This is a genomic window from Vreelandella sp. GE22 (genome assembly GCF_968212445.1).
In genome coordinates this window covers 1629559-1654242 of record NZ_OZ309110.1, presented here as the reverse complement: position 1 = coordinate 1654242, position 24684 = coordinate 1629559, and the positions used below count along the sequence as shown (strand labels likewise).

Genomic DNA, 24684 nt, shown 5'->3' with positions numbered 1-24684 from the left:
CGCCGGTGTTCATGGGCGATTCCTCATATCCATCAACCCTAATATTGACTTTGGTAGGGCACAATATTAGCTTTTGGGAAACAACTTCCCATAATTGGCAACATGAACTTAAACCATTTAAAAGTGTTTATCGTCGTCGCCGAACAGGGCTCGGTGCTGGCCGCCTCCAAGGTACTCGGAGTGCCCAACTCGACGGTTGCAAGGCAACTTGCTCAGTTCGAAAAGCAGCTCGGTATGCAGCTCGTACTGCGCAGCAGCCGCTACCTTCGACTCACCGAGGAAGGAAAGCGAATTTATGAGAAGGCTGCGGGCCTGATCGACCAGCTCGATGAGGTGGAAAACGAGATAACGACGGAGAGAGGCGACCTATCGGGGAAAATAACCCTCGCCATTCCGTCGGAATTCGGCGCCAAATGGCTCAATTCGGCCATTGCCGAGTTCGCCGCGGAGCATCCGAAGACCTCGATCGAGTGCATCACCAGCATGGCGCCACTCGATCCAGTCAGAAGAGATATCGATATCTCCATCGCCTATCACCGGGGTAATTTCGAAGATAGTAGCCTCGTCATGCGCAGGCTTTTGAAGCTGGAAAGTGTCGTGGTCGCCGCCCCCGAACTGATAACAAGATACGGCACCCCCTATACGCTCAAAGAGCTGGAACGCCTCCCCTGTATTTCGACCCTTCTGGCACTCAAGGAGAACCCCTGGCATTTCATCGACTCCCAAAAAGGCATCTTTCATTTGAATGTCGCCTCGCGTTATAAAGTCGATAGCAGCCAAATGCTGATAGCCGGCGCCTTGAAAGGAATCGGCTATGCGATTATTCCCAAAGCCTTTTGCGAAGCACACATTACTGCGGAAGAACTGATCGAAATAGAACTCGAACACCAGCCCGCCCCTCTCGAAATAGTGGCCATCTATCCCAATCGCTCCATTAATCATCGCTCGAGACTTCTCGTGGAAAAAATAGCCGGTACGCTCGCAACACAATTCACCCTCTAGTGACTCGCTTATACATTACATAGCCGGGCAATTTATAAGCGCCGATGATTCAAGGTATGTTCGAATTCGATAAGCTTTCGCAACCGTCTTCTTGAGCGCTGCGCCAAACGACACTTCAAGATCAACTATGGTGGCAAAATGAGAGATACAAACCAAGACCAGCCCGGCCCCGGGCCGCATCCGATACCTGCGACGATTGCCGCCGTGGTTCGCGATGGCAGCGTGCTGCTCGTGAAGAGGAGCAACCCGCCCGACGCCGGGCGGTGGGGGTTCCCCGGCGGCAAGATAGAGCGGGGGGAGCCGATCGAGGCGGCTGCTTTACGGGAGCTGCGGGAAGAGACGGGAGTCAACGCCTTGGCCGAGCGGATTTTCAATGCCGCCGACGCTTTCGATTATGATCACCAAGGCGAGCTTCGTCATCACTATCTACTCATCGCGGTGCTCTGCAAATGGCGGGAAGGTGAGCCGCTTGCAGGAGACGACGCTTTGGAAGCCAGATGGGTGCCTATCCGCGACTTGGCGACGACGGATCTGGCGCTGAGTATCGATGTCGCCGACATCGCCCGACAGGCGGGCGAGCTGTCACTATCGATGCCCTGAAGCCTTGGACGATTCGCTGCCCCTCTTATCGACCGGCGCGGTCCATACCGGCACGTCCTCCTGTTGAGGCTCGCCGCCCTGCTCGTCCATGGCGTTGCTCAACGCCTCTTCCAAACGCCGGAATAGCTCGCCGTAGCGACGACTGAACCCTTGATGGCCTTCGATTTCTTTCCAAGCCTGGAAAAGCTCCGCGTCATGGGCGTCTTCGTTTTGCACGAAGCTCCAGGCCATCTGCTTGGCACGCATGGGGTGTACGCCCAGCGCGGTCAGCGCGTGGCTGCCAAGCTCGAGCGCCGAATGATAGGTTTCGCTGACGACGTCATCGGCCCCGGCCTCGCGCAGGCGGTAGCCGTGGCCCCGGTCGTAGGCGCGGGCCAGCACCCATACGTTCGGGTAGTAGCGTTTGACGTGCTCCACGGTATGCACCGCGCGATCCAGATCGTCGATGGCCACCACCAACAGACAGGCTTTTTCGACCCCTGCCCGCGCCAGCAGATCGCCGCGGCTGGCGTCGCCGAAATAGCTTTTGATGTTGATGCGCCGAGCGTTTTCGATCTGGTTGAGTTCGAGATCGAGCGCGACCAAGGGCACGTTGCTGGCCCTTAAAAGCCGGCAAACGATTTGGCCAAAGCGCCCGGCCCCGGCGACGATGACCGGCGACTGCTCGTCGAACTCTTCGGCCTCGGGCTGGGTTTTACTTTCCAGATAACGCGGCACCACGAGCTTGTCGAAAGCGATAAACAGAAGCGGCGTCAAGAACATGGTGAACGCCACGACCAGCGACAAAAGCTCGGCAAGTTCCTGGCCGATCACGCTATTTTGGCGGGTATAGGTCAACAGTACGAAGCCGAACTCGCCGGCCTGGGCCAGGCTCAGGGTCAAGAGCCAGCCGTTGCTGCCACGAATGTGGAACACGTAGGCCAGGCTTATCAAAAGCGCGCCTTTCACCGCCATGACGCCCAGGCCCAGCAGGATAACCGCCGGCCACTGCTCGATCAGCACCTCAAAATTGATACCCGCCCCCACGGTGATAAAGAAAAGCCCGAGCAGCAGCCCCTTGAAGGGCTCGATATTGGCCTCGAGCTCATGCTTGAACTCGCTATTGGCCAGTACGACCCCGGCCAAAAACGCGCCGAGTGCCGGGGAGAGATTGACCAGACCCATCAACGCGGCGATACCGATCACCAGCATCAGGGCGCTGGCGGTGAATATCTCCCGCAGGTTGGACTTCACCACGTAGCGAAACAGCAGCGGCATCAGGTAGTAACCCGCGCCAATCACCATTCCCACCGCGGCGATGACCACCAGCGCGTGGGCCCAACCCGGCAGATGCGAGACGAGATCGAAGCTTTCGTGGCTTGCCTGGCCGACGCTCGAGTCGATACCGGGCATCGCCAGCAGCGGAATCAGCGCCAGGATGGGAATCACCGCCATATCCTGGAACAACAAAATAGAGAAAGCACTGCGCCCGCCTTCGGTGGCGGCAAGGCCCTTCTCATTGAGCGTTTGCAACACGATGGCCGTGGACGAAAGCGCCAGCACCAACCCCACCGCAAGCGAGGTTTGCCAGGCCGTGCCTAACCACACGCCAATGGCGGTAGCCGCGGCAGCGCTCAACACCACCTGCAGCCCACCCAGGCCCAAAAGGCGCACGCGCATCGCCCAGAGGCTTTTAGGGTCGAGCTCCATCCCGACCAGAAACAGCATCATCACCACGCCGAACTCGGCGAAGTGCTGAATGGTGTCGGTTTCTTGCCCCACCAACCCAAGGATTGGGCCGATCGCAACGCCGGCCACCAGATACCCGAGTACCGAGCCCAGCCCGAAACGCTTGGCCAACGGTACGGCGATGACGGCCGCCAATAAATAGATAAAAGCCTGAATGAAGTACTGGGTCATTGATCTCTCGATGAGGGTTGACGCGATGACGTGTAATGCAGTGTGTACAAGCGCGCTTTAGAACACGGCTTGACAGTGAGGGTCCAACCATTATGTACTAGTACGCTAGTACATAATGGTTGGATGATTAATGAGGCGTTTGCATCGTGTCCAAAAACGTACCGGAAGATGATTACAGGGCGCAGCTCGTGCGCTACCTGCTCGATATTGACTCGGCACAGGCGATGGATAGCGCATTAGATAGCCTGCTAACGCCTTCAGAATATCAGGAAATCAGTAAACGGCTACAAATTTTTAAGCTCCTCGACGAGGGGGTGGCGCACCGTAAAATCGCCGAAACCCTGGGCGTTGGCATCGCGACGGTTTCGCGCGGCGCCAAGGCATTTTTACCCGCTACCGCTGCCCACAAGGATACCCCATGAGTGCCGGCCCGACCCCGTTTAGCCTGCCGCGCAAGCCCCACTACGTGACGCTGGCCGCCGACTGCGATTTCTTCGCACTGTTTCAGAAAATCGAACGCGCTTTCGATAACTGCTACATGCTCGAATCCCTCGGCGAAGATAGCCACATGGCGCGCCACTCGATCATCGGCTTCGACCCGGAGTACCTGCTCTACGCCAACGGCCAAACGCTCACCATCGAGCACCGGGACGGAGAGACCAACGCCTACCCAAGCGAGAACCCTTATGAGCTTTTACGCTCGCTAATGCCGCAAAACATTATTTCGCGCAAGTACGCCGGCGGCCTTTCCGGTTATCTCGGCTACGATGCCATGCAGTATTTCGAGCCCTCGCTCTCCCTCAAGGCAAGCGAGGACTTCGATACCTTTCGCTTCGGCCTTTATAAAGACGGGTTGATTCTCGATAAGATGACCGGCGAGGTCACCTACTTCTACTATGACCATAGCCGCTTCGAGTTTCTTCAAAACCTGATCGACACCGACGACGTGACCCCGGGGGCGCTGAAAATTACCGCTCAGGGCGACACCATGAGCCAGGCCGAGCACGCCCGGGCGGTCGCTAAAGTGAAGCAGGACATCATCGACGGCAAGATCTTTCAGTGCGAGGTCGGCTTTAAAAAGCGCTTCAAGGTCGAAGGCGACACCTTGGCGCTTTACGGCGAGCTTCGGCGCATCAACCCGTCGCCGCAGATGTACTACGTCAAATTCGGCGAGCAGCGCCTGATCGGGGCAAGCCCGGAGCTTCTCTTTCGCCTGCGCCAGGGCGAGATGGAGACCTTCCCCTTGGCCGGCACGACTACCCGAGGCAAGACCGAGCAGGAAGACACTCAGCTTGCCCGCACGCTTTTGAACGACCCCAAGGAGATCGCCGAGCACAACATGATCGTCGACCTGCACCGCAACGACATCGGCCGGGTCGCCCAGTTCGGCACGGTCAAGGTGCGAAGCCTGATGGACATCAAGCGCTTTAGCCACGTGCAGCATATCTCCAGCGAGATCGTCGGCATCATCGACCAAAACGAGGATATGTTCACCGCCCTTGCCAGCAACTTCCCCGCCGGCACGCTCACCGGCGCGCCCAAGATCGAGGCGATGAAAATCATCGACGAGCTGGAAGTCGACGGGCGTGGGCCCTACGGCGGCGCAGTGGGCCAGTTCTCCTTCAACGGCGACTGCACCTTCGCGATTCCCATTCGTACCGTATTCGTCAACGGCGAGCACGCCTATGTGCAAACCTGTGGCGGCAACGTGTTCGACTCCAACGCCGAGGACGAGTACGAAGAGATCCGCCGGAAATTCGCCGGCACGCGCAAAGCCCTGGCCCCCTTTATGGATACGGAGAGCCCCGCATGAAGGTGCTGATTATCGATAACTACGACTCTTTCACCTACAACCTGTATCAGTTCATTGGTGAGATTTTAAGCGTCGAGAAAAACCGGGGCGCCATCGAACGCTTCGAGATTCTGGTCAAGCGCAACGACCAGATCGATTTCGAAGAGGTAAAGGCGCTCGAGGCGGACCGCATCATCATTTCCCCCGGGCCCGGCTCGCCGGATGACCCGCGCTATTTCGGCGTCTGCTCTGATGTAATCGAAAAACTCGGCACGACCACGCCGCTGCTGGGCGTGTGTTTGGGGATGCAGGGTATCGTGCATGTATTCGGCGGTCAGGTGATCAAGGCGCCGCTGCCCATGCACGGCAAGATTAGCCCGATCAACCACAACCACCGCTCGGTCTTCAACGGCGTGCCGGACCAGCTCGAGGTGATGCGTTACCACTCGCTGATCGCCGATGCGGCCTCGCTCCCCGAGTGTTTGGACGTGACCGCCACGGTAGGCGGGCTTGGCGCGGAGAGCTTCGCCGAGCGCGCGCGCTGGCAGGCCGCGGGGGAGTTCGAGCTGATGGGCGTCAAACACCGCGACTACCCCATTCACGGTATTCAGTTTCACCCGGAATCCTTCGCCACCGAAGGCGGCAAGGAGCTGATCGGCAACTTCCTGTTCGCCCCTTACCAGTAAGCCTTACTTGCGCCGTGGGCCGGGCTTGCCCGCCTTGCCCCGCCCCGGCGCCTTGCCCGCCGGTTTACCGGTGGATGCGCCCTTGGCCCCGGCCTTACCCGCGCCACCGGCTTTGACCGGCTTGCCCCGGCCCGCGGGCTTGCCTTTGGCCCCAGCGGCGGCTTTACCCGCGCCCTGGGGCTTGCCGCCCCTGGCGCCGGCTTTCGCCTCTTTGCGCTTGCCAGGCGGCGTTGCTTTACCGGCAGGCTTGCCGGCACCTTTCGCCGTATGGCTACCCGCACTTCTTCCCGCGCCCTGCCCGCCTCCGGCGCCTTTATTGGCTTGGGTCTTTTGCGCCCCGCCCTTGGGGGCGCGCGGCTTTTTGGGCGCATCGGGGGTCGGGTCCGAGTCCTTGATGAGCTCGCTTAACGTATCGATCTCTTTGGGCGTTAAATCGCGCCAGTCGCCGGTGGCCAGCCCCTTGAGCGAGACGTTCATGATCCGCGTACGCACGAGCTCGGTGACCTCGAACCCAAAGTATTCGCACATGCGGCGAATCTGACGGTTGAGGCCCTGCACCAAGGTAATGTTGAAGCTGAATTTGGACAGGCGCTCCACTTTGCACTTTTTGGTGACCTGGCCAAGAATCGGCACGCCCTTTTGCATGCCTTCGATGAAGTCGTCGGTCACCGGCTTATTCACCGTGACCACGTACTCTTTTTCGTGTTGGTTGTTGGCGCGCAGGATCTTGTTGACCAGATCGCCATTGTTGGTCAGAAAGATCAGCCCCTGGGAGTCCTTATCGAGGCGCCCAATGGGAAAGATACGCACGCCGTGCTGGACGAAGTCGACGATATTGTCCTTTTCGCTCGACTCGGTGGTGCTGACGATGCCTACTGGCTTGTTGAGCGCGATCAGCACCAGGTCCTCTTCCTCCTGGGGTTCGATCTCCTGGCCGTTGACCTTGACCCGATCCCCCGCCACCACCTGATCGCCGGTCGTCGCGCGGCGCCCGTTGAGCCATACGTTGCCCTGTTCGACGAAGCGGTCGGCCTCACGGCGCGAGCAAAGCCCGCTCTCGCTGATGTACTTGTTGATTCGGGTCGATTTTTTAAGCGACATAGCACGCCTGAATTGCGTTAAAAATGAAACGCCGCCACCCGAGGGCGGCGGCAAGAAGGCTTTTACCTGGCGTCTAGCCGGTGTTGCGCAGCCCCGCGGCAATACCCGCCATGGTCACCATCAGGGCACGAGATAGATCGGCGCTGATCGCCCCGTCGGCGTCCCGGTTACGCTGCAAAAGCTCGGCCTGTAAGCCGTGAAGCGGGTCGATGTAGGGATTGCGCACGTCGATCGCCTGGCGGATCAATGGCGTGTTTTCCAACAGCGCCTCTTGACCCGCGATATCCAGCACGGCGACTTCCAAACGCTCGAAACGCTCTCTGAGCTTTTTGCCCAGCGCCTTGAGCGAGGGCTCGTCGACCAGCCGGTGCTCGTAGTAGGCGGCAATGGCGACATCCGCCTTCGCCAACAGCATCTCCAGCATGTCCAGGTAGGTACCAAAGAACGGCCACTGGTTGCGCATTTCCTGAAGCACTTCGCGCCCACCGGGCTGGGCCAGGCGTTCAGTAAAGGCTTCACCGCTACCCAGCCAAGCCGGCAGCATCAAACGAATCTGTGTCCAGGCGAATATCCAGGGAATCGCGCGTAAAGTTTCCACGCCGCCGTCCTGGCGGCGCTTGGTCGGCCGTGAACCCAGCGGCAGCCGACCCAGCGCCCCTTCCGGGGTCACCGCACGAAAATAGGGGACGAAATCCGGGTCTTCGCGCACCACGCCCACATAACCGGCGTGGGCGACGCTCGCCAGCTTGTCCATCTCCTCGCGCCACTTGGGTTCCGGGGCCGGCGGCGGCAAGAGCGTGGCCTCGAGCACCGCGCAGGCATAGATCTCCATGGAGCGCAGGGCGATATCCGGCTGACCGAACTTGAAGCGAATCATCTCGCCCTGCTCGGTCACGCGCAGGCTTCCGTTCACCGACCCGGGCGGCTGGGAGAGAATCGCCGCGTGGGCCGGGCCGCCGCCACGGCCTACGGTGCCGCCGCGCCCGTGAAACAGCGTCAAATCCACGCCGTGGCGCTTACACACCTCGACCAAGGACTCCTGGGCGCGATACTGCGCCCAGGCGGCGGCGAGTTGGCCTGCATCCTTGGCGGAGTCCGAGTAGCCGATCATCACCTCCTGGCGGTCCTTCACCAGCGCCCGGTAGCCAGGCAGCGCCAGCAACTTGTCGATCGCCCCGGCGGCGTTATCCAGGTCGTTGAGCGTCTCGAAAAGCGGCGCGATGGGCAGCGTCACCCGCCCGCCGATCTCCTTCATGAGCAGCGCCACGGTCAACACGTCCGAAGGCTCGGCGGCCATGGAAATGATATAGGTGCCCAGCGCCTCAGCGTGTTCGCTTGCAATCACCTTGAAGGTATCGATCACCTCGCGCGACTCCGCCGAACACTCCCAGCGCCTTGGAATCAGCGGCCGGTTCGAGGCAAGTTCCTCGAGCAAAAACGCCTGGCGGGCGGACTCGTCCCACTGCTGATAGTGACCCAGGCCCAATTCACTCGTGAGCTCTTCCATCAGTTGGGCGTGGCGGCTCGCTTCCTGACGCAAATCCAGCTTGGTGAGCGTGACGCCGAACACCGCCACCCGGCGCAGCGTATCGAGCAGCGCGCCGTTGGCGATGGTGTCCAGGCCCACATCGCACAGCGAGCGGTAGCAAGCCAAAAGCGGCGCGTAGAGCTGATCGCGGGTCTCGATGATCGGGCCGCCATCGAAGTTCTGCCCGTCGAGTTCGGCCTTCGCCCAGTCCCGGGTCGCCTCGACCCGGGTCAGAAGCCGTTTCAAAAGCTCGCGGTAGGGCTCGGTGGCCTCGCCGACTTCGGCTTTCAGGGCGCTATTGGCCTTCCACATGGAGAGCTCGGTCTTGAGCTGCTCTAGATCACGCAGGTACAGATCCGCGGCCATCCAGCGGCCCAGCAGCAACACCTCGCGGGTGACCCGGGCGGTGACGTTCGGGTTGCCGTCGCGGTCGCCGCCCATCCAGGAAGCGTAGCGGATCGGTGCGGCGTCCAGCGGCAGGCGCTCGCCGGCACTCTCCAGCAGCAGGTTATCCAGGTCGCGGTGAAAATCCGGCACCGCCTGCCAAAGCGAGTTTTCGATCACCGCAAAGCCCCACTTGGCCTCGTCCACCGGCGTGGGGCGCTCGTGGCGAATCTCGTCGGTGTGCCAGGCCTGGCTGATCAGCTCGTTCAGGCGCCCACGGGCGCGCTCGCCGCGCTCCGGGTAGTCATCGGCGCTTTCGATAGCGGTCAGGCAGTCGTCGATGGCGTCGTACTTTTGAATCAGCGTGCGGCGAATGACTTCCGTGGGGTGAGCGGTCAGCACCAGTTCGACGCGCATGTTGGCAAGCGTTTCGACCAGCGAGCGCGGCGAGTTGCCGGCCTCGCGAGCACGGTTCAAGAGCTCGCCGAGCGCGGGCTGCATGCCGGGCTTGTAGTCTTCAACCCGGCGAAAGCGCGCCCGGTAGTGCTGCTCGGCAATATTGGCCAGGTTGAGGAACTGGTTGAACGCCCGGGTCACCGGCAGAAGATCGCGCTCGGGCAGCTCGCGCAGATACTCGATCAGCGCACGCTGCTGGAGCGTATTCCCCTGGCGGCCTTGTTTGGCGTGGGCGCGGATCGTCTCGATTTTATCGACGAACGGCTGGCCCAGGTCGTCGGCAATGGTGCGGCCCAGGCTGTCGCCCAAAATACGTACGTTCTCCCGCAGGGACTCGTGTAAATCATGACTCATACCTGACCTCCTTGGAATTCGTTGTTTTTAAGCCCGGTTCGTTTCGCCCGGCCTGTTTTGAAGAACTGTTTTGAAGAACTGTTTTAAAGAGCTGTTTTGATGGGCTGCTTTATTTAAACCGTTTTACTGAAACCGTTTCTCTCAAACGACGGCGTCTATTCGGTCTCTTGTCGTTTGGCGGCCTGCCAGTGGTGCTCCATCTCTGCCAGGGTGGCGCTACCCGTCGGGCGCTGCTCGGCACTCAGCGCGCGCTCGACATAGCGAAATCGCCGCTCGAACTTGGCGTTGGTGCCGCGCAGGCACGTTTCCGGGTCAAAGCCTAGCGCGCGGGCCAGGTTGGCCGTGGCAAAGAGTAAATCGCCGACCTCCTCTTTGGCGTGCTCGCGATCGTTTTCATCGAGGGCCTGTTCGACTTCGTCGAGCTCTTCGCGGATTTTTTCGATGACGCCGCGGGTATCCGACCAGTCGAAGCCCACCCGGGCGGCGCGCTTGGAGAGCTTGTTGGCGCGGTTGAGCGCAGGCAGCGCCAGCGGGATATCGTCCAGCGCCGAGGCGGTGCTTGCCGGGCGCCCGGCGCGCTCGTCGGCTTTTAGCGACTCCCAGCGGCTTTTTACCTGGCGCTGTTCGACCTCTTTGGCGCTGACACCGGGCGGGCGGCGCGAGGCCAGCGTGCCTTCCGGGAACACGTGGGGATGGCGGCGAATCATCTTGGTGGTGAGCACATCGACGACGTCGTAAAAATCGAAACGCTGCTCCTCGGCGCCGAACTGGGCGTAGTAGACGACCTGGAAAAGCAGATCGCCAAGCTCACCGGGAAGCTCCTCATACGCCTGGCGCTCGATGACATCGGCTACTTCGTAGGCCTCTTCGATGGTGTGTGGCACGATGCTTTGCCAATGTTGCTCGATATCCCAAGGGCAGCCTTGATCCGGGTCGCGCAGCACGCGCATCAGGGCGAGCAAATCATTCAGGTCATAGCGTATCATAGGCCCCCTTTCGCGGATTTTTCCGGGTCCGCGTCGCGCAGCCGGCGCACTTCGGTCACGTTGGGAAGTTGTTGGATGCGCGAGAAAAGCCGCCCCAGGGTTTCAAGACCGTCGACTTCCAGGGTAATACGCAGCCGAGCAATGCCCTCGTCAGTATCGGTCAAGGTATTGACCGACAGCACGTTGACCTTTTCGTTGCCCAGTAGGCCGGTCACGTCGCGCAGAAGCCCCGAGCGGTCCCAGGCCTGGATCTCGATGGCCACCGGGTAGCGGGTATGGGCACGCTCGCCCCACTCTACCTCGATGATGCGCTGGGGCTCTTCCATGCGTAGTTGCAGCACGTTGGCGCACTCCTGGCGGTGAATGGTGACCCCCCGCCCCTGGGTGATGAAACCGAGGATCGGCTCGCCGGGCACCGGATTACAGCAGTTCGCCATGCTGGTCTTGAGATTCCCCACCCCCAGCACCGTGATATCGCTTTGCACGGCCTTGCTGGGCTGGCGGCGCGGCTTGGCCAAAAGCCTTTCCAACTGCTCCTGATCGTCGCTTTCCCCGAACAGCTGCTGTGCCTGATGGAGCACCTGGCCAATACGCAGGTCGCCGGCGCCAAGGGCTGCGTACATGTCGTCGGCGTTTTGGTAGTTGACCGCTTCAGCGAGCTTTTGAAGGTTCAGGCCATCGACGTCCAGGCGCTTCATCTCGCGCTCGAACAGCGCGCGGCCCTCTTCCAAATTCTGATCCCGCGCCTGGTGTTTGAACCAGGCCTGAATCTTGGCCCGCGCGCGGGAGGTGCGTACGTAGCCAAGGCTCGGATTGAGCCAATCCCGGCTCGGCCCACCCTTGGTGGCGGTCAGAATCTCGACCTGCTGACCGGTTTTCAGCTTGTAGTTGAGCGGCACGATCCGCCCGTTGATTTTCGCGCCGCGGCAGAGGTGGCCGATCTCGGTATGCACCCGGTAGGCGAAATCGATCGGCGTGGCCACACGGGGTAAATCGATTACGTGGCCATCCGGTGTGAAGACGTAGATGCGGTCCGGGGCGACATCGCTCAAAAGCCCCTCGCGCAGATCACCAAAGCCGCCCACTTCGTCCTGCCACTCGAGCACCTGCCTAAGCCAGGCGATCTTCTCTTCGTAGCTGCCGCTTTTGGCGTTGGTGTCGTGGCCCTTGTAGCGCCAGTGAGCGCACACGCCAAGCTCGGCTTCGTCGTGCATGCTAAAGGTGCGGATCTGAATCTCGAGCACCTTGTTTTCCGGCCCCACGACCGCGGTGTGCAGCGACTGATAGCCGTTCTTTTTGGGGTTGGCGATATAGTCGTCGAACTCGTTGGACACGTGGTGCCAGCGCGAGTGGACGATGCCCAGCACGGTATAGCAGTCGGTCACGGCAGGCACCAGAATGCGCACCGCCCGCACGTCGTGGACCTGGGAGAAATCGATGTGCTTGCGCTTCATTTTGCGCCAGATCGAGTAGATATGCTTGGCGCGGCCTTTGACATCGAAGCGGTTGATATTCTGCGCGCGCATCAACGACTCGAGCGTTTCCACCACGTCCTGAATATAGCGGTCCCGATCCAGGCGCTTTTCGGCCAACAATTTGGCGATGGTTTTATAGTCGTTTTCATGAAGGTAGCGAAACGAGAGATCCTCGAGCTCCCACTTGATTTGACCGATGCCTAAGCGGTGAGCCAGCGGCGCGTAGATATCGGCGACTTCACGGGCCACCTGCAGGCATTTGTCCCGGGGCGCATCTTTGACCTGGCGCAGCGCGCAGGTGCGCTCGGCGATCTTGATGAGCGCCACGCGCACGTCGCTGACCATGTTGACCAGCATCTTACGCAGGTTCTCCTGCTGGTTGTGCTGGCTCATGGCCTGGTGAGAAGCCAACGGATAGCTAATGGCAGCCATTTGTAGCACGCCGTCGATCAGCGTGGCGACCTCTTCACCAAAGCGCTTGGTAATCGCCTCCAGGCTCACCAGCCCTTCGCGCACCGAGCGGTAGAGCACCGCCGCTTCCAGCGTGGCCTGGTCGAGCTTCAAGTCCGCCAGAATATCCGCCATTTCCAAGCCCATACGAAAACTGGTGCCCGGCGAGAGCCACACGCGGTGCGTTTGCGGTGCCTGGCGCTCGAGCACTTCGGCAAGCTCGCAGGCTTCGACCAGCCGCTCGGGTTCCGGCAGGCGCACGCTCTCTTTCAAGCGCGTCAACCACTGCTCTATATCCACCTTGCCGCCTTGCGTCAGCGGCTGGTCTTCACGCACTTTCACCATGGCAATGACTCATCCTTTCAACTAACGGCGCTTTACCCCGCGTTTAGGTAAAGCGCCAACGGTGGCTTAGCCTGCGTACTCGAACAGCACCAGCGTCTCGATATGGGCAGTATGCGGGAACATGTCCGCGACGGTGACGTCGGTGATCCGATAGCCCTTTTTCAAAAGCGTGGCCGCATCCCGCGCAAGTGTCGCCGGGTCGCAGGCGATGTAGGCCACCTGCGCGACTCGGCGCTCGCCCAGAGCGTGGCAAATGGCCTCGGCGCCGCCCCGGGGCGGGTCGAGCACCACGGCCTCGATCGCCTCGCCCACGTCGAAGAGTTCGCCAAGGCGCGCGACTTGACTCAAATCCACCTGCCGGGCGGCGATATCGAGCCGATACCGCTCGGCGTTGGTCGCGATACGTTGGACCATCGCGGCACTGCCCTCGGCGGCAAGCACCCGAGCACCGGCAACCGCCAGGGGCAAACTAAAGTTACCGATCCCCGCGAAGAGATCAAGCACACGTGGCGCGGCTGATGATGCCAGCGTCGGTGTCAGCCACTCGATCACCCGGTCGATCATCTGCTGGTTGACCTCGGCGTTGACCTGCAAAAAATCGCCGGGGCTGAAGCCCAGCGCCAGGTGCGCAGGCGCATCTGGCGATTTCAATCCAGCGGGCAGGCTCAGCGTGTCCTCGAGGGTGGGGGCCTCGCCATACCACTCGAGCACCGGCTCTTCGCGGCCTACCCAGGCACCTACGCTGATGCCCTGTTCACTGGCGAAGGCCTGCCACGCCTGGGCGTCATGAACGTTGGCCTTTAACTGGCGGACAAGCACGACCGGCTTGCCGGCCGGTTTGATGAGCTCGATATGACCGACCTGCTTGGGGGCATCGAGGGTTTCCAGCAATGCCTTGAGCGGTGCGATCAGCGCAGAAAGCTCGGGGACGAGCACATGACAATGATCGATACTCACCAGCCGGTGACTGCCCGCCGCGCGAAAACCCAGCAGCACGTTATCCTGTGAATCCAGCCGCACGCCGAGCCGTGCCCGGCGCCGGTAGTGCTCTGAAGAGCCGTCGAGCGTGTCGATCCGGGCAAGCTCGATCCCCTGGCGGGCGAAGAGCTCTTTGACCACCTGGCGCTTGTGTTCGCGCTGGGCGGCCAGATTCAGGTGCTGAAGATCACACCCGCCGCACCGCTCGTAATAGGGGCACGGCGGGGTCACCCGGCTCTCGGCGCTGGTAAGGCGCTGCTTTATGTGCGCCTCGTCAAAGCGCTTACGCTCGATATGCACGGCCGCTTCGACCTCTTCCCCGGGCAGCGCCTTGTCGACGAACACGGTCTTGCCCGCCGCGCTATGGGCGATACCGCGCCCGTCGTGGGCCAGCCGGTCGATGATCAAGGTGTTACCCTCGGCGCCTTTGGTCGGGGCACCCGGTGGCGTACGGGCAAGCCCGGAGTGGCCCGACTTGGGCCGCGGTGGCCGCTTTTTACCCAGCATGATGGTTATCCAAAACGGTTTTCAAAAACAGAGAATCCTTACACATTTACTTAAGCCAAGCGCTACTGCGCGGGCGCATAAAGACCGGTGGACAGGTAACGATCGCCCCGGTCGCAGACGATGAAGACGATCACCGCGTTCTCGACCTGCTCGGCGATGCGCAGCGCCCCGGCAAGGCTTCCTCCAGACGAGACCCCGGCCAGAATGCCTTCTTCCCGCGCCAGTCGGCGCATGTGCTCTTCCGCCTCTTGCTGGCCGATATCCAACACGGTATCCACCCGGGGGGCTTCGAAAATGGCCGGCAGGTACGCCTCGGGCCAGCGGCGAATACCGGCGATACTGGCGCCGTCTTCCGGCTGCAGGCCGACGATCTCGATCGCGCTATTTTGCTCTTTTAGATAGCGTGATACGCCCATGATGGTGCCGGTCGTGCCCATGGAGCTTACGAAGTGAGTGATCTCGCCACCGGTTTGCTGCCAAAGCTCCGGCCCGGTGGTTCGGTAGTGGGCCAGCGGGTTGTCCGCGTTGGCAAACTGATTGAGCGGCTTGCCTTCACCCTTGGCGATCATCTCATCGGCGATATCCCGGGCCTCTTCCATGCCGCCCTTTTGGCTGGCCGAAATCAGCGTGGCCCCGTAAGCGGCCATGGCTTGCTTGCGCTCGCTGGAGGCGTTTTCGGGCATGACCAGCACCATATTATAACCCTTGATGGCCGCCGCCATGGCCAGCGCAATGCCGGTATTGCCCGAAGTTGCCTCGATCAGCGTATCCCCCGGGGCGATCTCACCGCGGGCTTCGGCCTCGGCGAGCATCGAAAGCGCCGGGCGGTCTTTTACCGACCCCGCCGGGTTATTGCCCTCGAGTTTGGCCAGCAGCGTGTTGTTGCGTCCGGCGCTGATACGCGTCAAACGCACCAGCGGGGTATTGCCAATTACATCTTCAAGCGCGGGATAGTCCATCATGCGTTCCTTATCGTCACCTTTATACGGCATTATATCGGGGCTGCCTGTGGCTGGACAGGCAACCCACCGAATCAATGAGTTTCTTACATGTCCTTGAATACACGCTTGCTGCTGGCCCTGCTGGGCATTCCGCTACTGGTTTATACCGCCATGGCGGTCTTTTTGGTGCTTCAAAACGGTACGACTCAGCAGCGCGTTTTCACCGAGCGTTTGGTGAGTGCCAGCGAAATACTCGCGCCGGACTTAAACGATGCCATGGCCGAAGGGGACGAGCCGCGCCTGGAACGCCTGGCGCGCCAGTTGATGGAGTACAAGAACCTGCGCGCGCTATCGCTTTACGACGAGCAAGGCAACCGGGTGCTGATGCTTGGCCGCCCGATGCCCGCCGCCCAGCGCTTGAACGTGCCTCGCACTACCCGTCTCAATCATGACCAGGAAGTTTGGCGTTTACAGATGCCGCTGACCGCCTACGCCGGCCCCGAAACCGGCGGGGAGTCGGGGAGCGGCCGCTGGCTCGAAGCCGAGGTCAACACCCGGGCGCTGACGCTGGAGCGCTACAAACTGATCGCTACCCTAAGCTTTGGCGCCATTTTACTGGGGCTTTTGCTGCTCTCCGCCGCGCTTTCGATCAGCCGCTCGATCATCCGCCCGTTGGAGCGCGCCAACCAGGCGCTTTACCGGCTTTCCCACGGCGACTACGGCCGCACGCTGGCCATGCACGAGGTAAGCGAATTCAACGAATTGGGAAAAAACATCAACGTGCTGGGCGAGCATCTTCAGCACTATAGCCGCGATATGCAAAGCCAGATCGAACAAGCCACCCAGGAGCTCTACGAATCGATAGAAACCGTCGAAGAGCAGAGTATCAAGCTCGACCTGGCCCACCGTAGCGCCCTCAAGGCCAACGCGGCCAAGTCGGAATTTCTCGCCAACATGAGTCACGAAATCCGCACGCCGCTCAACGGCATTATCGGTTTTTGCCGCCTGCTGGGCCGCTCGCATCTGGATACCCGCCAACAGGAGTGGCTTGGTCAGGTTCACTGTGCCTGCGAAAACCTCATGGTGCTGGTCAATGACGTGCTCGACTTCTCCAAACTGGAAGCCGACCAGTTGACCCTGGAAGAGCGCGAGCTCGATATCGCAAGCGTAGTGGACGAAGCGATCGGCCTGAACGCCCCGGAGGCGCAGCGTAAAGAGCTGCACCTGGTGGGGCTTGCCTACGACGATATCCCAACGCCGCTTTGCGGTGACCCGCTGAGAATCCAGCAGGTCCTCAACAATTTGATCAGTAACGCCCTGAAATTTACCGTTGAAGGTGAAATCATCGTGCGCGCCAGCCTCGAGCGCCAAGAGGGTCAGCACGTCGTACTCGCCATCAGCGTAACCGATACCGGCATCGGGCTGAACGACGAGCAGCAGCAAGGGCTTTTCGACGCCTTTACCCAGGCATCGCCCAGCCACTCCCGGGAGTACGGCGGTAGCGGCCTGGGGCTCAGTATATGCCGCCAGCTGGTCCAGCGCATGGGCGGCGAAATAGGTGTGGAAAGCGCCCAGGGCCAGGGCGCGTGCTTCACGTTTACCCTGGCGCTGCAGGCGCATGCCGCGACACCGCAAGTTCCCCCGCTCGATTTGAACCACAAAGCCGTGCGTCTACACGAGCCCCACCGCCTTAGCCGCTTTGCGCTGGAGAACTGGCTTATAAACTGGGGCGCGCAGCCGGTCTCGTTTGTCGATGCCGGTGACGAAGCGCTTTTGATACTCGCTTTGGGCCCTGCCGACTTTATCAACGAGCGCCAGGCCTACTGGCAAGCGGTGATCGAGCAGGCAAAGTGCCCCACCCTGATACTCGCCCTTGGCCCGCCGCCGGATACCGCGGCCTGGCACATGCCCTACGGCGGCGATATCGTCAGCAAGCCGATTACCCGCCAGCGAATGATCAACGCACTGGCGCATTTGCTCGACCCGCCCACGGTGCCGCCCCTTGCGGTTGAGCCGTCGGCCGAGCGCCAGGTGCTGGACGTGCTCATCGTCGACGATAACGCCCCCAACCGGGCGCTGCTCAAGGCCATTTTAGAGAGCGAGCGGATACACATCACCCTGGCCGCTAGCGGTAAGCAAGCGCTTGAATACGCCCAGGCGGCGCCCTTCGATCTGGTGCTAATGGATATTCGTATGCCAGGCATGGACGGTGTTGAAACCACCCACGCACTAAGACGCTTGAAAGGCGCCTGGTCACGCTGTCCGATCATCGCGGTGACCGCCCAAGCCCCGGACTCACAGCGCCAGCGCTGGCTAGCCCAGGGCTTTGACGACGTACTGGTCAAACCCGTCGACGAGGCCGCGCTGCACCGGCTATTCGAGCGCTTTTTAGACATGACCCTGGAAGACACAAGCCAATTGGCGCTGCAAAGCACCGGGCAAGCGCCGGCCGATGCCCCCCAACCAGCGCCGCTCGCGGTCGACCTGGCCCGGGGCAAACGTTTGGCCGGGGGCAGCGAGGCGATGGCCGTTACCCAGCTGATGCGCCTGATCGAGAGCCTGCCCGCGGCCAAAACGCGTATTGAAGAGGCGCTCGCCCAACAAGATGACGCGGCGCTTTTAGAGGAGGCACATGCCTTGAATGGCGCGTGCCGCTACTGCGGCACCCCGGCGCTTGGCGAAGCGGCGGACGCGCTTGAAAGTGCACTGCGCGATCACCTCGCGGCGACTCAGGAAACGACAAGCAGCGCCGCCCTCGCAACGCAGGTGCAGGCGTTTTTAAGCGCGATCGATACGCTCATGAAGTATCGCGACACGCCGGGCTAGCGCTCCAGCACCACGAACGCCAGCGCATACTCGGCCTCGTCGCTTAACGTGATATGCGCCGTTTGTGCGCCGCTTTGCTCGAAAAGCCGCTGCGCTTCGCCACTTAGCGAAAGCGCGGGCTTGCCCAGGGCGTCGTTGAGCACCTGGATGTCGCGCCACTGCATGCCGGCGCGAAGCCCCAGCCCCAGCGCCTTGACGAACGCCTCCTTCGCGGCAAAGCGCTTGGCAAGGTACGCCACCGGGCGGTTTTTCTCCAACCAGCGGGCATGTTCGTCGGCGCCCAAAATACGTGCGGCGAAACGTTCGCCGTGACGCTCGATCGCCGTTTCAAAGCGCGCGACCCGCGCGATGTCCGACCCGATACCGACAATCACGGCCTAGTGCCCGCAGCAGCCGTCTTCATGGTCGTGGCCATGATCATGGGCGTGCTCATGTTCGTGATCGTGGCTATCCAGCGCGGCCATCAGCCCGGCCTCCTGGCCGGCGATGATCAGCCGCTTCATTTCGGCGACCGCCTCTTTCAAGCCCACGAACAGCGCCCGCGCGATGATCGCGTGGCCAATATTGAGCTCGTTGACGCCGGGCAGCGCCGCGATGGCTTCGGCGTTATGGTAGTGAAGGCCGTGGCCGGCGTTGACGACGAGCCCAAGCGATACCGCCTGCACTGCGGCCGCGTTCAAGCGCGCGTATTCGTCATTGGCCGCCTGCGAGCCCATTACCGCCTCGGCAAAGGCCCCGGTATGAAGCTCGATGGTCGGCGCGCCGGCGCGGTGAGCGGCGTCGATTTGCGCGCTATCCGGGTCGATGAATAGCGACACGTCGCAACCGGCCTCACCCAGACGCTGGCAGGCAGCCTGGACCTGCTCGAAATTTCCCGTCACGTCGAGCCCGCCTTCGGTGGTCAGCTCTTCGCGCTTCTCCGGCACCAGGCAAACGTGGGCCGGGCGCAGCTCTTCGGCAAGCGAGAGCATCTCCTCGGTCACCGCCATCTCGAGGTTCATACGTGTATTGAGCACCTCGGCAAGCAGGCGTACGTCTCGGGGCTGAATGTGGCGGCGGTCTTCGCGCAGGTGCACGGTGATGCCATCCGCCCCGGCCTCTTCGGCAAGCAGTGCAGCCTGTACTGGATCGGGATAGCGCGTCCCCCGAGCCTGGCGTAGCGTGGCAATGTGGTCGATATTGACACCGAGTAAAATCCGCGGTGGGTGCATAGCGCTCTCCAGTGCGAGGTCGTTCGTTTCGATAGCCGCGCTGAGCGGCTATCTATTAACAGAATGTTGAAAGCGTTTAACGGCGCATCGAAGCGTGGTCTGACACGGCGCTCGATGGCGAAAGGTAGCCGGGTTAAACCCGCGCCCGGCGGCGAGCCAAATCGAGCATCAGCTCCCGCGAGCGCAGCGTCTTGCTGCCCAGGTGCGGGGCGAGCGCGGCGCGCATTACCTTCTTGAGCGCCCCGGCCAGGCCTTCGGGCTCCCAGTCGCCCTGGTCAAGATAGCGCAGCACACGCCCTTCGATGCCCTGCTCGAAGGGCACGAAGGCGCGGCTTTGCGCATCGAAACGATAGCGCCCTTGAGGGTCCAGCGCCTCGCCACCCGGCGTCACGAAACGCGGCGTGGCCTCAAGCGCCTCCAACAGCGACCACTCGAAGCGACGCAGCGCCAATCCTCGGCGCGCCGGGGTGGGAAGCGCATCGAGCAGCGCGCTATAGAAGGCGAACACTTCTTCGGCGCCGAGCTCCAGCGGCAATAGCCGAGTAGCGATCTCGTTGGCGTAAAGCCCACAAAGAAGCCCCTCCCCGGCCAATAGCGCGGTATGTCCGCGCGACTCCATTAGGGTCAGCCGCTTGAGATCACGATCGCCACGCCAGGCCACGAACAGTGGCGTAAAAGGCTGCAACCGCTGGCGGGATTTAGAGCCCGGGCGCTGGCCGCCGTGGGCCACCGCCCGGATACGCCCGTGATTGAGCGTGAGTAGATCCACCAGGGCGCTCGTTTCACGGTACGCGCGCCGGTGGAGCAAAAAGGCGGGTTCGGCCATCGCGCCTGCACTCAATCGAGATCGTACCCCAGGCTTTTCAGCGCGCGGTCGTCATCGGACCAGCCGCGCTTGACCTTCACCCACAGATTGAGCATGACCTTGGTCCCCAGGGTGCGCTCCATATCCAGGCGTGCCTCGCGGCCGATGCTCTTGAGCCGGTCACCGTTCTCACCGATCAAAATCACCTTTTGACCCTGGCGCTCGACCAAAATCAACGCGCTGATGTGGGTGATGCGCTCGGTTTCGCGAAACTCTTCGATTTCCACGGTCATCTGATACGGCAGCTCGTCACCCAACTGGCGCATGACTTTTTCGCGCACCAGCTCCGCGGCCATGAAGCGCAGGCTTCGATCGGTAATTTGATCGTCCGGGAAAAAGTGAATGCTCTCGGGCAGGTGCTTGGCGACCTCCTCCTCGAGGGTATCCACTTGGGTGCCGTGCTTGGCGGATATCGGAATGACGGCGGCGAAGTCGCGCCGCGCGCCGACTTCACTAAGCCAAGGCAGAAGCGAGGCCTTGTCCTGTAGGCGGTCTACTTTGTTGACCGCCAGGATCACCGGCGCCTTGACGTGCTCGAGACGCGCAAGCACCGCCTGGTCCTCTTCAGACCAGCGCGTACGGTCGATGATGAAGACCACACAGTCCACATCGCGCAGTGCCTGAGTGGCGGCCTGATTCATGAAGCGATTGATCGCCTTGTTGCGATCCTTCGACATGATGTGCATGCCTGGCGTGTCGACAAAAATGAACTGGGTTTCATCGACGGTTTTGATGCCCATGACCTGGTGGCGCGTGGTTTGCGGGCGCCGCGAGGTGATGGACACTTTCTGCCCCAGTATGCGATTCATGAGGGTCGATTTGCCTACGTTAGGCCGCCCAACAATGGCCACAAAGCCGCAGGTTTGACTCATGACGCGTGGTCTCCAGGATTTTTTTCAAGATGGGTGAGCGCTTGCTCGGCGGCTTGCTGCTCTGCGTGGCGCCGGCTGGGGCCCTTACCGGTCGTATGCTCGTTTAAAAGATCGATATAGCACTCGACGGTAAAGGTCTGAGCGTGGGCTTCGCCTTTGACGCAAACGACTTCGTAACGTGGAAGCGCCGCCTGACGCGACTGCAAAAACTCCTGCAGACGGGTTTTCGGGTCTTTCTGGGTGTCCTGTAACGAGGTACTTTCCAAACGGTCCGAGTACCAGGCCAGTACGCGCTCGCGCACCGCCTCCATACCGGCGTCGAGATAGATCGCGCCAATCACCGCTTCGACCGCGTCGGCCAGAATCGACTCGCGCCGGTGCCCGCCGCTTTTCATCTCGCCGGACCCCAGGCGCAAACACTCGCCAAAAGCCATTTCACGGGCAAGCTCGGCCAGGGTCTGCCCTTTTACCAGCCGCGCGCGCAGGCGAGAAAGCTGGCCTTCGCGCGCCTGGGGAAAGCGCTGAAACAGCGCCTCGGCGATGACGAAGTTCACGATGGAGTCGCCCAGAAATTCCAAGCGCTCGTTGTTACGCCCACCATAACTTCGGTGGGTCATGGCCAGCTCCAGCAGCATGTCATCGCTAAAGGTGTAGCCGATCCGTCGGCAAAAAGCGTTCAAGGAATTACTCACGATGCTCCTACGTCTTCGACGTTAACCTGGGTGGTCCCACTCATTCGATCCGCCTTACGCTTGAGAAACTGGGCAAACCACCGTCCCAGTGCATCCACACGGCAAACGCGCGGCCGACGATGTTCTCTTCCGGTACGAAACCCCAATAGCGGCTATCGTTGGACTGATCACGGTTATCCCCCATCATGAAGTACTCGCCTTCGGGCACGATCACTTCACCCATTTGCGGACCCGGATCGCGGGGGTTGTTATAAATGGCGTGGCTCATGCGTCCTAGCCGCTCTTCTAATAGGAGCTGCTGGGGCGATGCGCTGGGCCCCTCTTCGACGAGCGTCTTGGCCACCGGCTCGCCGTTGATGTAAAGCTGCTTGCCTTCATAACGAACACGGTCGCCTGGCAGCCCGACGACGCGCTTGATGAAATTCACTGAGGGTTCGTCGGGAAAACGAAATACCATCACCTCGCCACGCTCGGGCTCGCCGATTTCGACAAAGCGCTCGTGGACGACCGGCAGACGCAGCCCGTAAGCGAATTTATTGACCAAAATGAAATCGCCCACTTCCAGTGTGGGCCGCATGGAGCCCGACGGTATTTGAAAGGGCTCGACGATAAAGCTTCTTACCACCAGCACGACCAGCAGCACGGGAAAAAGCGAGCGCGCGTAGTCGATGGGCCAAGGCTCTTTTTCGAGCTTCTCGCGGGTGGCGGGGTCCAGCCCATCGTCTGCGGCTTGCTCGGCATTGACCACCCGCTTTTTGCGCCGCGGGCGAAACCAAAGGGCATCGAGTAAATAGATGACCCCGGTAATTACAACGGCCAGTACCAGTAGTAGTGAAAAATCCATGAGGGTGTCGTCTTCCTAGTCGTTGACCTTGAGCACAGCAAGGAAGGCATCCTGGGGAATTTCGACACGCCCCACCTGCTTCATCCGTTTCTTACCGGCCTTCTGTTTTTCCAATAGCTTTTTCTTACGACTCACGTCGCCGCCGTAACATTTGGCGGTCACGTTCTTGCGCAGAGCCTTGACCGTCGAGCGCGCCACGACTTGGCCCCCAATGGCCGCCTGGATCGCCACGTCGAACATCTGGCGCGGAATCAGCTCGCGCATTTTCTCGACCAGCAATCGCCCGCGGGAATGGGCGTGGTCGCGGTGAATGATGACCGCTAAAGCGTCGACCTTGTCGCCGTTGATCAACACGTCCAGGCGCACCAGCTTGGCTTCTTCGAAACGTTCGAAGTTGTATTCCAGCGACGCGTAGCCCTTGGAGATCGACTTTAGGCGGTCGAAGAAGTCCATGACCACCTCGGACATGGGCAGCTCGTAGCTGAGCTGGATCTGGTTGCCCAAAAACTGCATGTCCTTTTGGATGCCCCGGCGCTGCTCGCACTCGGTAATTACGTTACCCACGAACTCCTGAGGCACCAGAATGCTCGCCCGAACGATAGGCTCGCGCATCTCCTCGACGTCGGCCATGTCGGGTAGCTTCGAGGGGTTGGAGATATAGCGCGTATCGCCGTTTTTCATGGCGAGCTCGTAGACCACGGTGGGCGCGGTGGTCAGAAGGTCCAGGTCGTACTCGCGCTCCAGGCGCTCCTGAACGATTTCCATGTGGAGCGTGCCGAGAAAACCGACCCGAAAGCCAAAGCCCAGGGCGTCGGAGTTCTCCGGCTCGTAATCCAGGGAGGCATCGTTGAGGGCGAGCTTCTCCAGCGCGTCGCGGAAGTCTTCGTAGTCGTCGGAGCTGACCGGGAACATACCGGCGTAGACCTGGGGCTTCACCTTCTGAAAGCCCGGCAGGCGCGCAACGTCCGGCGTTTTGGTATGGGTGATCGTATCACCCACCGGCGCGCCGTGAATTTCCTTGATGCCGGCGACGATGAAGCCCACCTCGCCGGCGCGCAGCACGCCGGTCTCTTTTCGAAGCGGCGTAAAAATACCCACTTCCGAGGTATTCCAGTCGCGCCCGGTGGACTTGATACGAATCTTGTCGCCCTTTTTGAGCGTGCCGTCAAAAAGGCGCACCAAAGAAACCACGCCGAGGTAGTTGTCGAACCAGGAGTCGATGATCAGCGCCTGAAGCGGGCCGTCCGGGTCGCCCTTGGGCGGCGGAATGTCACGCACCAGCCGCTCCAACAGCGCATCGATACCGATACCGCTCTTGGCGGATACCTGGCAGGCGTCGGTGGCGTCCAGGCCGATGATTTCTTCGACTTCCTGGGCCACCCGGTCCGGGTCGGCCTGGGGGAGGTCGATTTTGTTGAGTACCGGCAGCACTTCCAGGCCTTGCTCGATGGCGGTGTAGCAGTTGGCCACCGACTGCGCCTCGACGCCTTGGGCGGCGTCGACCACCAAAAGCGCGCCTTCGCAGGCGTAAAGCGAGCGGGATACTTCATAGGAGAAGTCCACGTGGCCCGGCGTATCGATAAAATTGAGCTGGTACACCTGGCCATCCGCGGCGGTGTAATTGAGCGTGACCGATTGCGCCTTGATGGTGATACCGCGCTCACGCTCGATGTCCATCGAGTCGAGCACCTGCTCTTTGAGCTCGCGCTCGGTCAACCCTTCACAGGTTTGAATCAATCGATCCGACAGCGTGGATTTGCCGTGATCGATGTGAGCGATAATCGAAAAATTTCGTATATGCTTAATTTTACTGGTGTTTTCTTGGGTCATTAGCCGTTTAAATCCGGTATGATGTCGCAACTCTGAACGATTTACCAAGCGGCGCAGATA

Annotated in this window: 20 protein-coding genes; 6 read left to right on the top strand and 14 right to left on the bottom strand. The window is 61.0% G+C overall.

Features of this window, described 5'->3' with window-relative positions; all coding sequences use genetic code 11:
* Positions 1-102 precede the first annotated feature (102 nt).
* Both ACWHRL_RS07805 and ACWHRL_RS07800 read left to right on the top strand, forming a co-directional pair.
* On the top strand, positions 103-1002 hold the full coding sequence (locus tag ACWHRL_RS07805) for a LysR family transcriptional regulator (RefSeq protein ID WP_447895904.1): 900 nt from the start codon (positions 103-105) through the stop codon (positions 1000-1002).
* Between the two features lie 138 nt (positions 1003-1140).
* Positions 1141-1602, top strand: coding sequence for an NUDIX hydrolase (locus ACWHRL_RS07800; protein ID WP_447895903.1), 462 nt, complete (start codon positions 1141-1143; stop codon positions 1600-1602).
* Here the strand turns inward: ACWHRL_RS07800 and ACWHRL_RS07795 are convergent.
* Positions 1588-3501, bottom strand: a complete 1914-nt coding sequence (locus ACWHRL_RS07795) for a monovalent cation:proton antiporter-2 (CPA2) family protein (protein WP_447895902.1) — start codon at positions 3499-3501, stop codon at positions 1588-1590. The two genes, ACWHRL_RS07800 and ACWHRL_RS07795, sit on opposite strands and share 15 nt — an antisense overlap.
* A 146-nt stretch (positions 3502-3647) precedes the next feature.
* On the opposite strand from ACWHRL_RS07795, the gene ACWHRL_RS07790 reads away from it, so the two are divergent.
* The 3 genes from ACWHRL_RS07790 to ACWHRL_RS07780 are packed head-to-tail and all read left to right on the top strand — an operon-like array spanning position 3648 to position 5979.
* A complete protein-coding gene (locus ACWHRL_RS07790; RefSeq protein WP_447528663.1) occupies positions 3648-3923 on the top strand; it encodes a Trp family transcriptional regulator in 276 nt (91 codons plus the stop codon).
* Positions 3920-5314, top strand: a complete 1395-nt coding sequence (locus tag ACWHRL_RS07785) for an anthranilate synthase component I family protein (protein WP_447895901.1) — start codon at positions 3920-3922, stop codon at positions 5312-5314. Before ACWHRL_RS07790 ends, ACWHRL_RS07785 begins: the two co-directional genes overlap by 4 nt.
* On the top strand, positions 5311-5979 hold the full coding sequence (locus ACWHRL_RS07780) for an anthranilate synthase component II (protein WP_447895900.1): 669 nt from the start codon (positions 5311-5313) through the stop codon (positions 5977-5979). Before ACWHRL_RS07785 ends, ACWHRL_RS07780 begins: the two co-directional genes overlap by 4 nt.
* A gap of 3 nt (positions 5980-5982) precedes the next feature.
* Here ACWHRL_RS07780 and rluF read toward each other — a convergent pair whose 3' ends face one another.
* The 6 genes from rluF to cysM form a co-directional block, all read right to left on the bottom strand.
* Positions 5983-7080: a 23S rRNA pseudouridine(2604) synthase RluF gene (rluF, locus tag ACWHRL_RS07775; RefSeq protein WP_447895899.1), complete on the bottom strand. Its 1098-nt coding sequence runs from the start codon at positions 7078-7080 to the stop codon at positions 5983-5985.
* A gap of 73 nt (positions 7081-7153) precedes the next feature.
* Positions 7154-9802: a phosphoenolpyruvate carboxylase gene (gene ppc / locus ACWHRL_RS07770; protein ID WP_447895898.1), complete on the bottom strand. Its 2649-nt coding sequence runs from the start codon at positions 9800-9802 to the stop codon at positions 7154-7156.
* Positions 9803-9957: 155 nt separating this feature from the next.
* Complete coding sequence (mazG, locus tag ACWHRL_RS07765; RefSeq protein WP_447895897.1) at positions 9958-10788, bottom strand: nucleoside triphosphate pyrophosphohydrolase; 831 nt, start codon at positions 10786-10788, stop codon at positions 9958-9960.
* Positions 10785-13058 carry a GTP diphosphokinase gene (gene relA / locus ACWHRL_RS07760; protein ID WP_447895896.1) on the bottom strand — a complete coding sequence of 758 codons (2274 nt, stop codon included), beginning with the start codon at positions 13056-13058 and terminating at the stop codon, positions 10785-10787. Before relA ends, mazG begins: the two co-directional genes overlap by 4 nt.
* Positions 13059-13124: 66 nt before the next feature.
* Positions 13125-14543 (bottom strand): 23S rRNA (uracil(1939)-C(5))-methyltransferase RlmD, encoded by a 1419-nt coding sequence (gene rlmD / locus ACWHRL_RS07755; RefSeq protein WP_447895895.1) that lies wholly within the window; start codon positions 14541-14543, stop codon positions 13125-13127.
* A 62-nt stretch (positions 14544-14605) separates the two neighbouring features.
* Entirely contained in the window at positions 14606-15502 is an 897-nt protein-coding gene (gene cysM, locus ACWHRL_RS07750) for a cysteine synthase CysM (protein ID WP_447530510.1), read from the bottom strand.
* A gap of 90 nt (positions 15503-15592) precedes the next feature.
* Between cysM and ACWHRL_RS07745 the strand changes: the two genes are divergently transcribed.
* The gene (locus tag ACWHRL_RS07745; RefSeq protein ID WP_447895894.1) at positions 15593-18310 is read left to right on the top strand and encodes an ATP-binding protein; all 2718 of its coding nucleotides are present in this window, start codon (positions 15593-15595) and stop codon (positions 18308-18310) included.
* Here the strand turns inward: ACWHRL_RS07745 and acpS are convergent.
* The 7 genes from acpS to lepA form a co-directional block, all read right to left on the bottom strand.
* Positions 18307-18684, bottom strand: a complete 378-nt coding sequence (gene acpS, locus ACWHRL_RS07740; protein ID WP_447895893.1) for a holo-ACP synthase — start codon at positions 18682-18684, stop codon at positions 18307-18309. The two genes, ACWHRL_RS07745 and acpS, sit on opposite strands and share 4 nt — an antisense overlap.
* Before the next feature lie 3 nt (positions 18685-18687).
* Complete coding sequence (gene pdxJ / locus ACWHRL_RS07735; protein WP_447895892.1) at positions 18688-19521, bottom strand: pyridoxine 5'-phosphate synthase; 834 nt, start codon at positions 19519-19521, stop codon at positions 18688-18690.
* 133 nt (positions 19522-19654) lie between these two features.
* Entirely contained in the window at positions 19655-20347 is a 693-nt protein-coding gene (recO, locus tag ACWHRL_RS07730; protein ID WP_447528652.1) for a DNA repair protein RecO, read from the bottom strand.
* An 11-nt stretch (positions 20348-20358) separates the two neighbouring features.
* Complete coding sequence (gene era / locus ACWHRL_RS07725; RefSeq protein WP_447895891.1) at positions 20359-21258, bottom strand: GTPase Era; 900 nt, start codon at positions 21256-21258, stop codon at positions 20359-20361.
* Positions 21255-21950 (bottom strand): ribonuclease III, encoded by a 696-nt coding sequence (gene rnc, locus ACWHRL_RS07720; protein WP_447528650.1) that lies wholly within the window; start codon positions 21948-21950, stop codon positions 21255-21257. The genes era and rnc overlap by 4 nt, the downstream gene beginning before the upstream one ends.
* A gap of 40 nt (positions 21951-21990) precedes the next feature.
* Complete coding sequence (gene lepB / locus ACWHRL_RS07715) at positions 21991-22794, bottom strand: signal peptidase I (protein ID WP_447528649.1); 804 nt, start codon at positions 22792-22794, stop codon at positions 21991-21993.
* A 15-nt stretch (positions 22795-22809) separates the two neighbouring features.
* Positions 22810-24624, bottom strand: coding sequence for a translation elongation factor 4 (lepA, locus tag ACWHRL_RS07710; RefSeq protein WP_447895890.1), 1815 nt, complete (start codon positions 24622-24624; stop codon positions 22810-22812).
* Between the last annotated feature and the right edge of the window lie 60 nt (positions 24625-24684).

Excerpts from the sequence above, each read along its gene's own strand:
- era (WP_447895891.1), bottom strand. The coding sequence starts at position 21,258 with ATGAGTCAAACCTGCGGCTTTGTGGCCATTGTTGGGCGGCCTAACGTA.
- ACWHRL_RS07745 (WP_447895894.1), top strand. The coding sequence starts at position 15,593 with ATGTCCTTGAATACACGCTTGCTGCTGGCCCTGCTGGGCATTCCGCTA.
- rluF (WP_447895899.1), bottom strand. The coding sequence starts at position 7,080 with ATGTCGCTTAAAAAATCGACCCGAATCAACAAGTACATCAGCGAGAGC.
- rlmD (WP_447895895.1), bottom strand. The coding sequence starts at position 14,543 with ATGCTGGGTAAAAAGCGGCCACCGCGGCCCAAGTCGGGCCACTCCGGG.
- ACWHRL_RS07795 (WP_447895902.1), bottom strand. The coding sequence starts at position 3,501 with ATGACCCAGTACTTCATTCAGGCTTTTATCTATTTATTGGCGGCCGTC.
- ppc (WP_447895898.1), bottom strand. The coding sequence starts at position 9,802 with ATGAGTCATGATTTACACGAGTCCCTGCGGGAGAACGTACGTATTTTG.
- recO (WP_447528652.1), bottom strand. The coding sequence starts at position 20,347 with ATGGCCGAACCCGCCTTTTTGCTCCACCGGCGCGCGTACCGTGAAACG.
- ACWHRL_RS07785 (WP_447895901.1), top strand. The coding sequence starts at position 3,920 with ATGAGTGCCGGCCCGACCCCGTTTAGCCTGCCGCGCAAGCCCCACTAC.
- pdxJ (WP_447895892.1), bottom strand. The coding sequence starts at position 19,521 with ATGCACCCACCGCGGATTTTACTCGGTGTCAATATCGACCACATTGCC.
- relA (WP_447895896.1), bottom strand. The coding sequence starts at position 13,058 with ATGGTGAAAGTGCGTGAAGACCAGCCGCTGACGCAAGGCGGCAAGGTG.
- mazG (WP_447895897.1), bottom strand. The coding sequence starts at position 10,788 with ATGATACGCTATGACCTGAATGATTTGCTCGCCCTGATGCGCGTGCTG.
- ACWHRL_RS07805 (WP_447895904.1), top strand. The coding sequence starts at position 103 with ATGAACTTAAACCATTTAAAAGTGTTTATCGTCGTCGCCGAACAGGGC.
- cysM (WP_447530510.1), bottom strand. The coding sequence starts at position 15,502 with ATGGACTATCCCGCGCTTGAAGATGTAATTGGCAATACCCCGCTGGTG.
- lepA (WP_447895890.1), bottom strand. The coding sequence starts at position 24,624 with ATGACCCAAGAAAACACCAGTAAAATTAAGCATATACGAAATTTTTCG.
- ACWHRL_RS07780 (WP_447895900.1), top strand. The coding sequence starts at position 5,311 with ATGAAGGTGCTGATTATCGATAACTACGACTCTTTCACCTACAACCTG.
- ACWHRL_RS07800 (WP_447895903.1), top strand. The coding sequence starts at position 1,141 with ATGAGAGATACAAACCAAGACCAGCCCGGCCCCGGGCCGCATCCGATA.
- lepB (WP_447528649.1), bottom strand. The coding sequence starts at position 22,794 with ATGGATTTTTCACTACTACTGGTACTGGCCGTTGTAATTACCGGGGTC.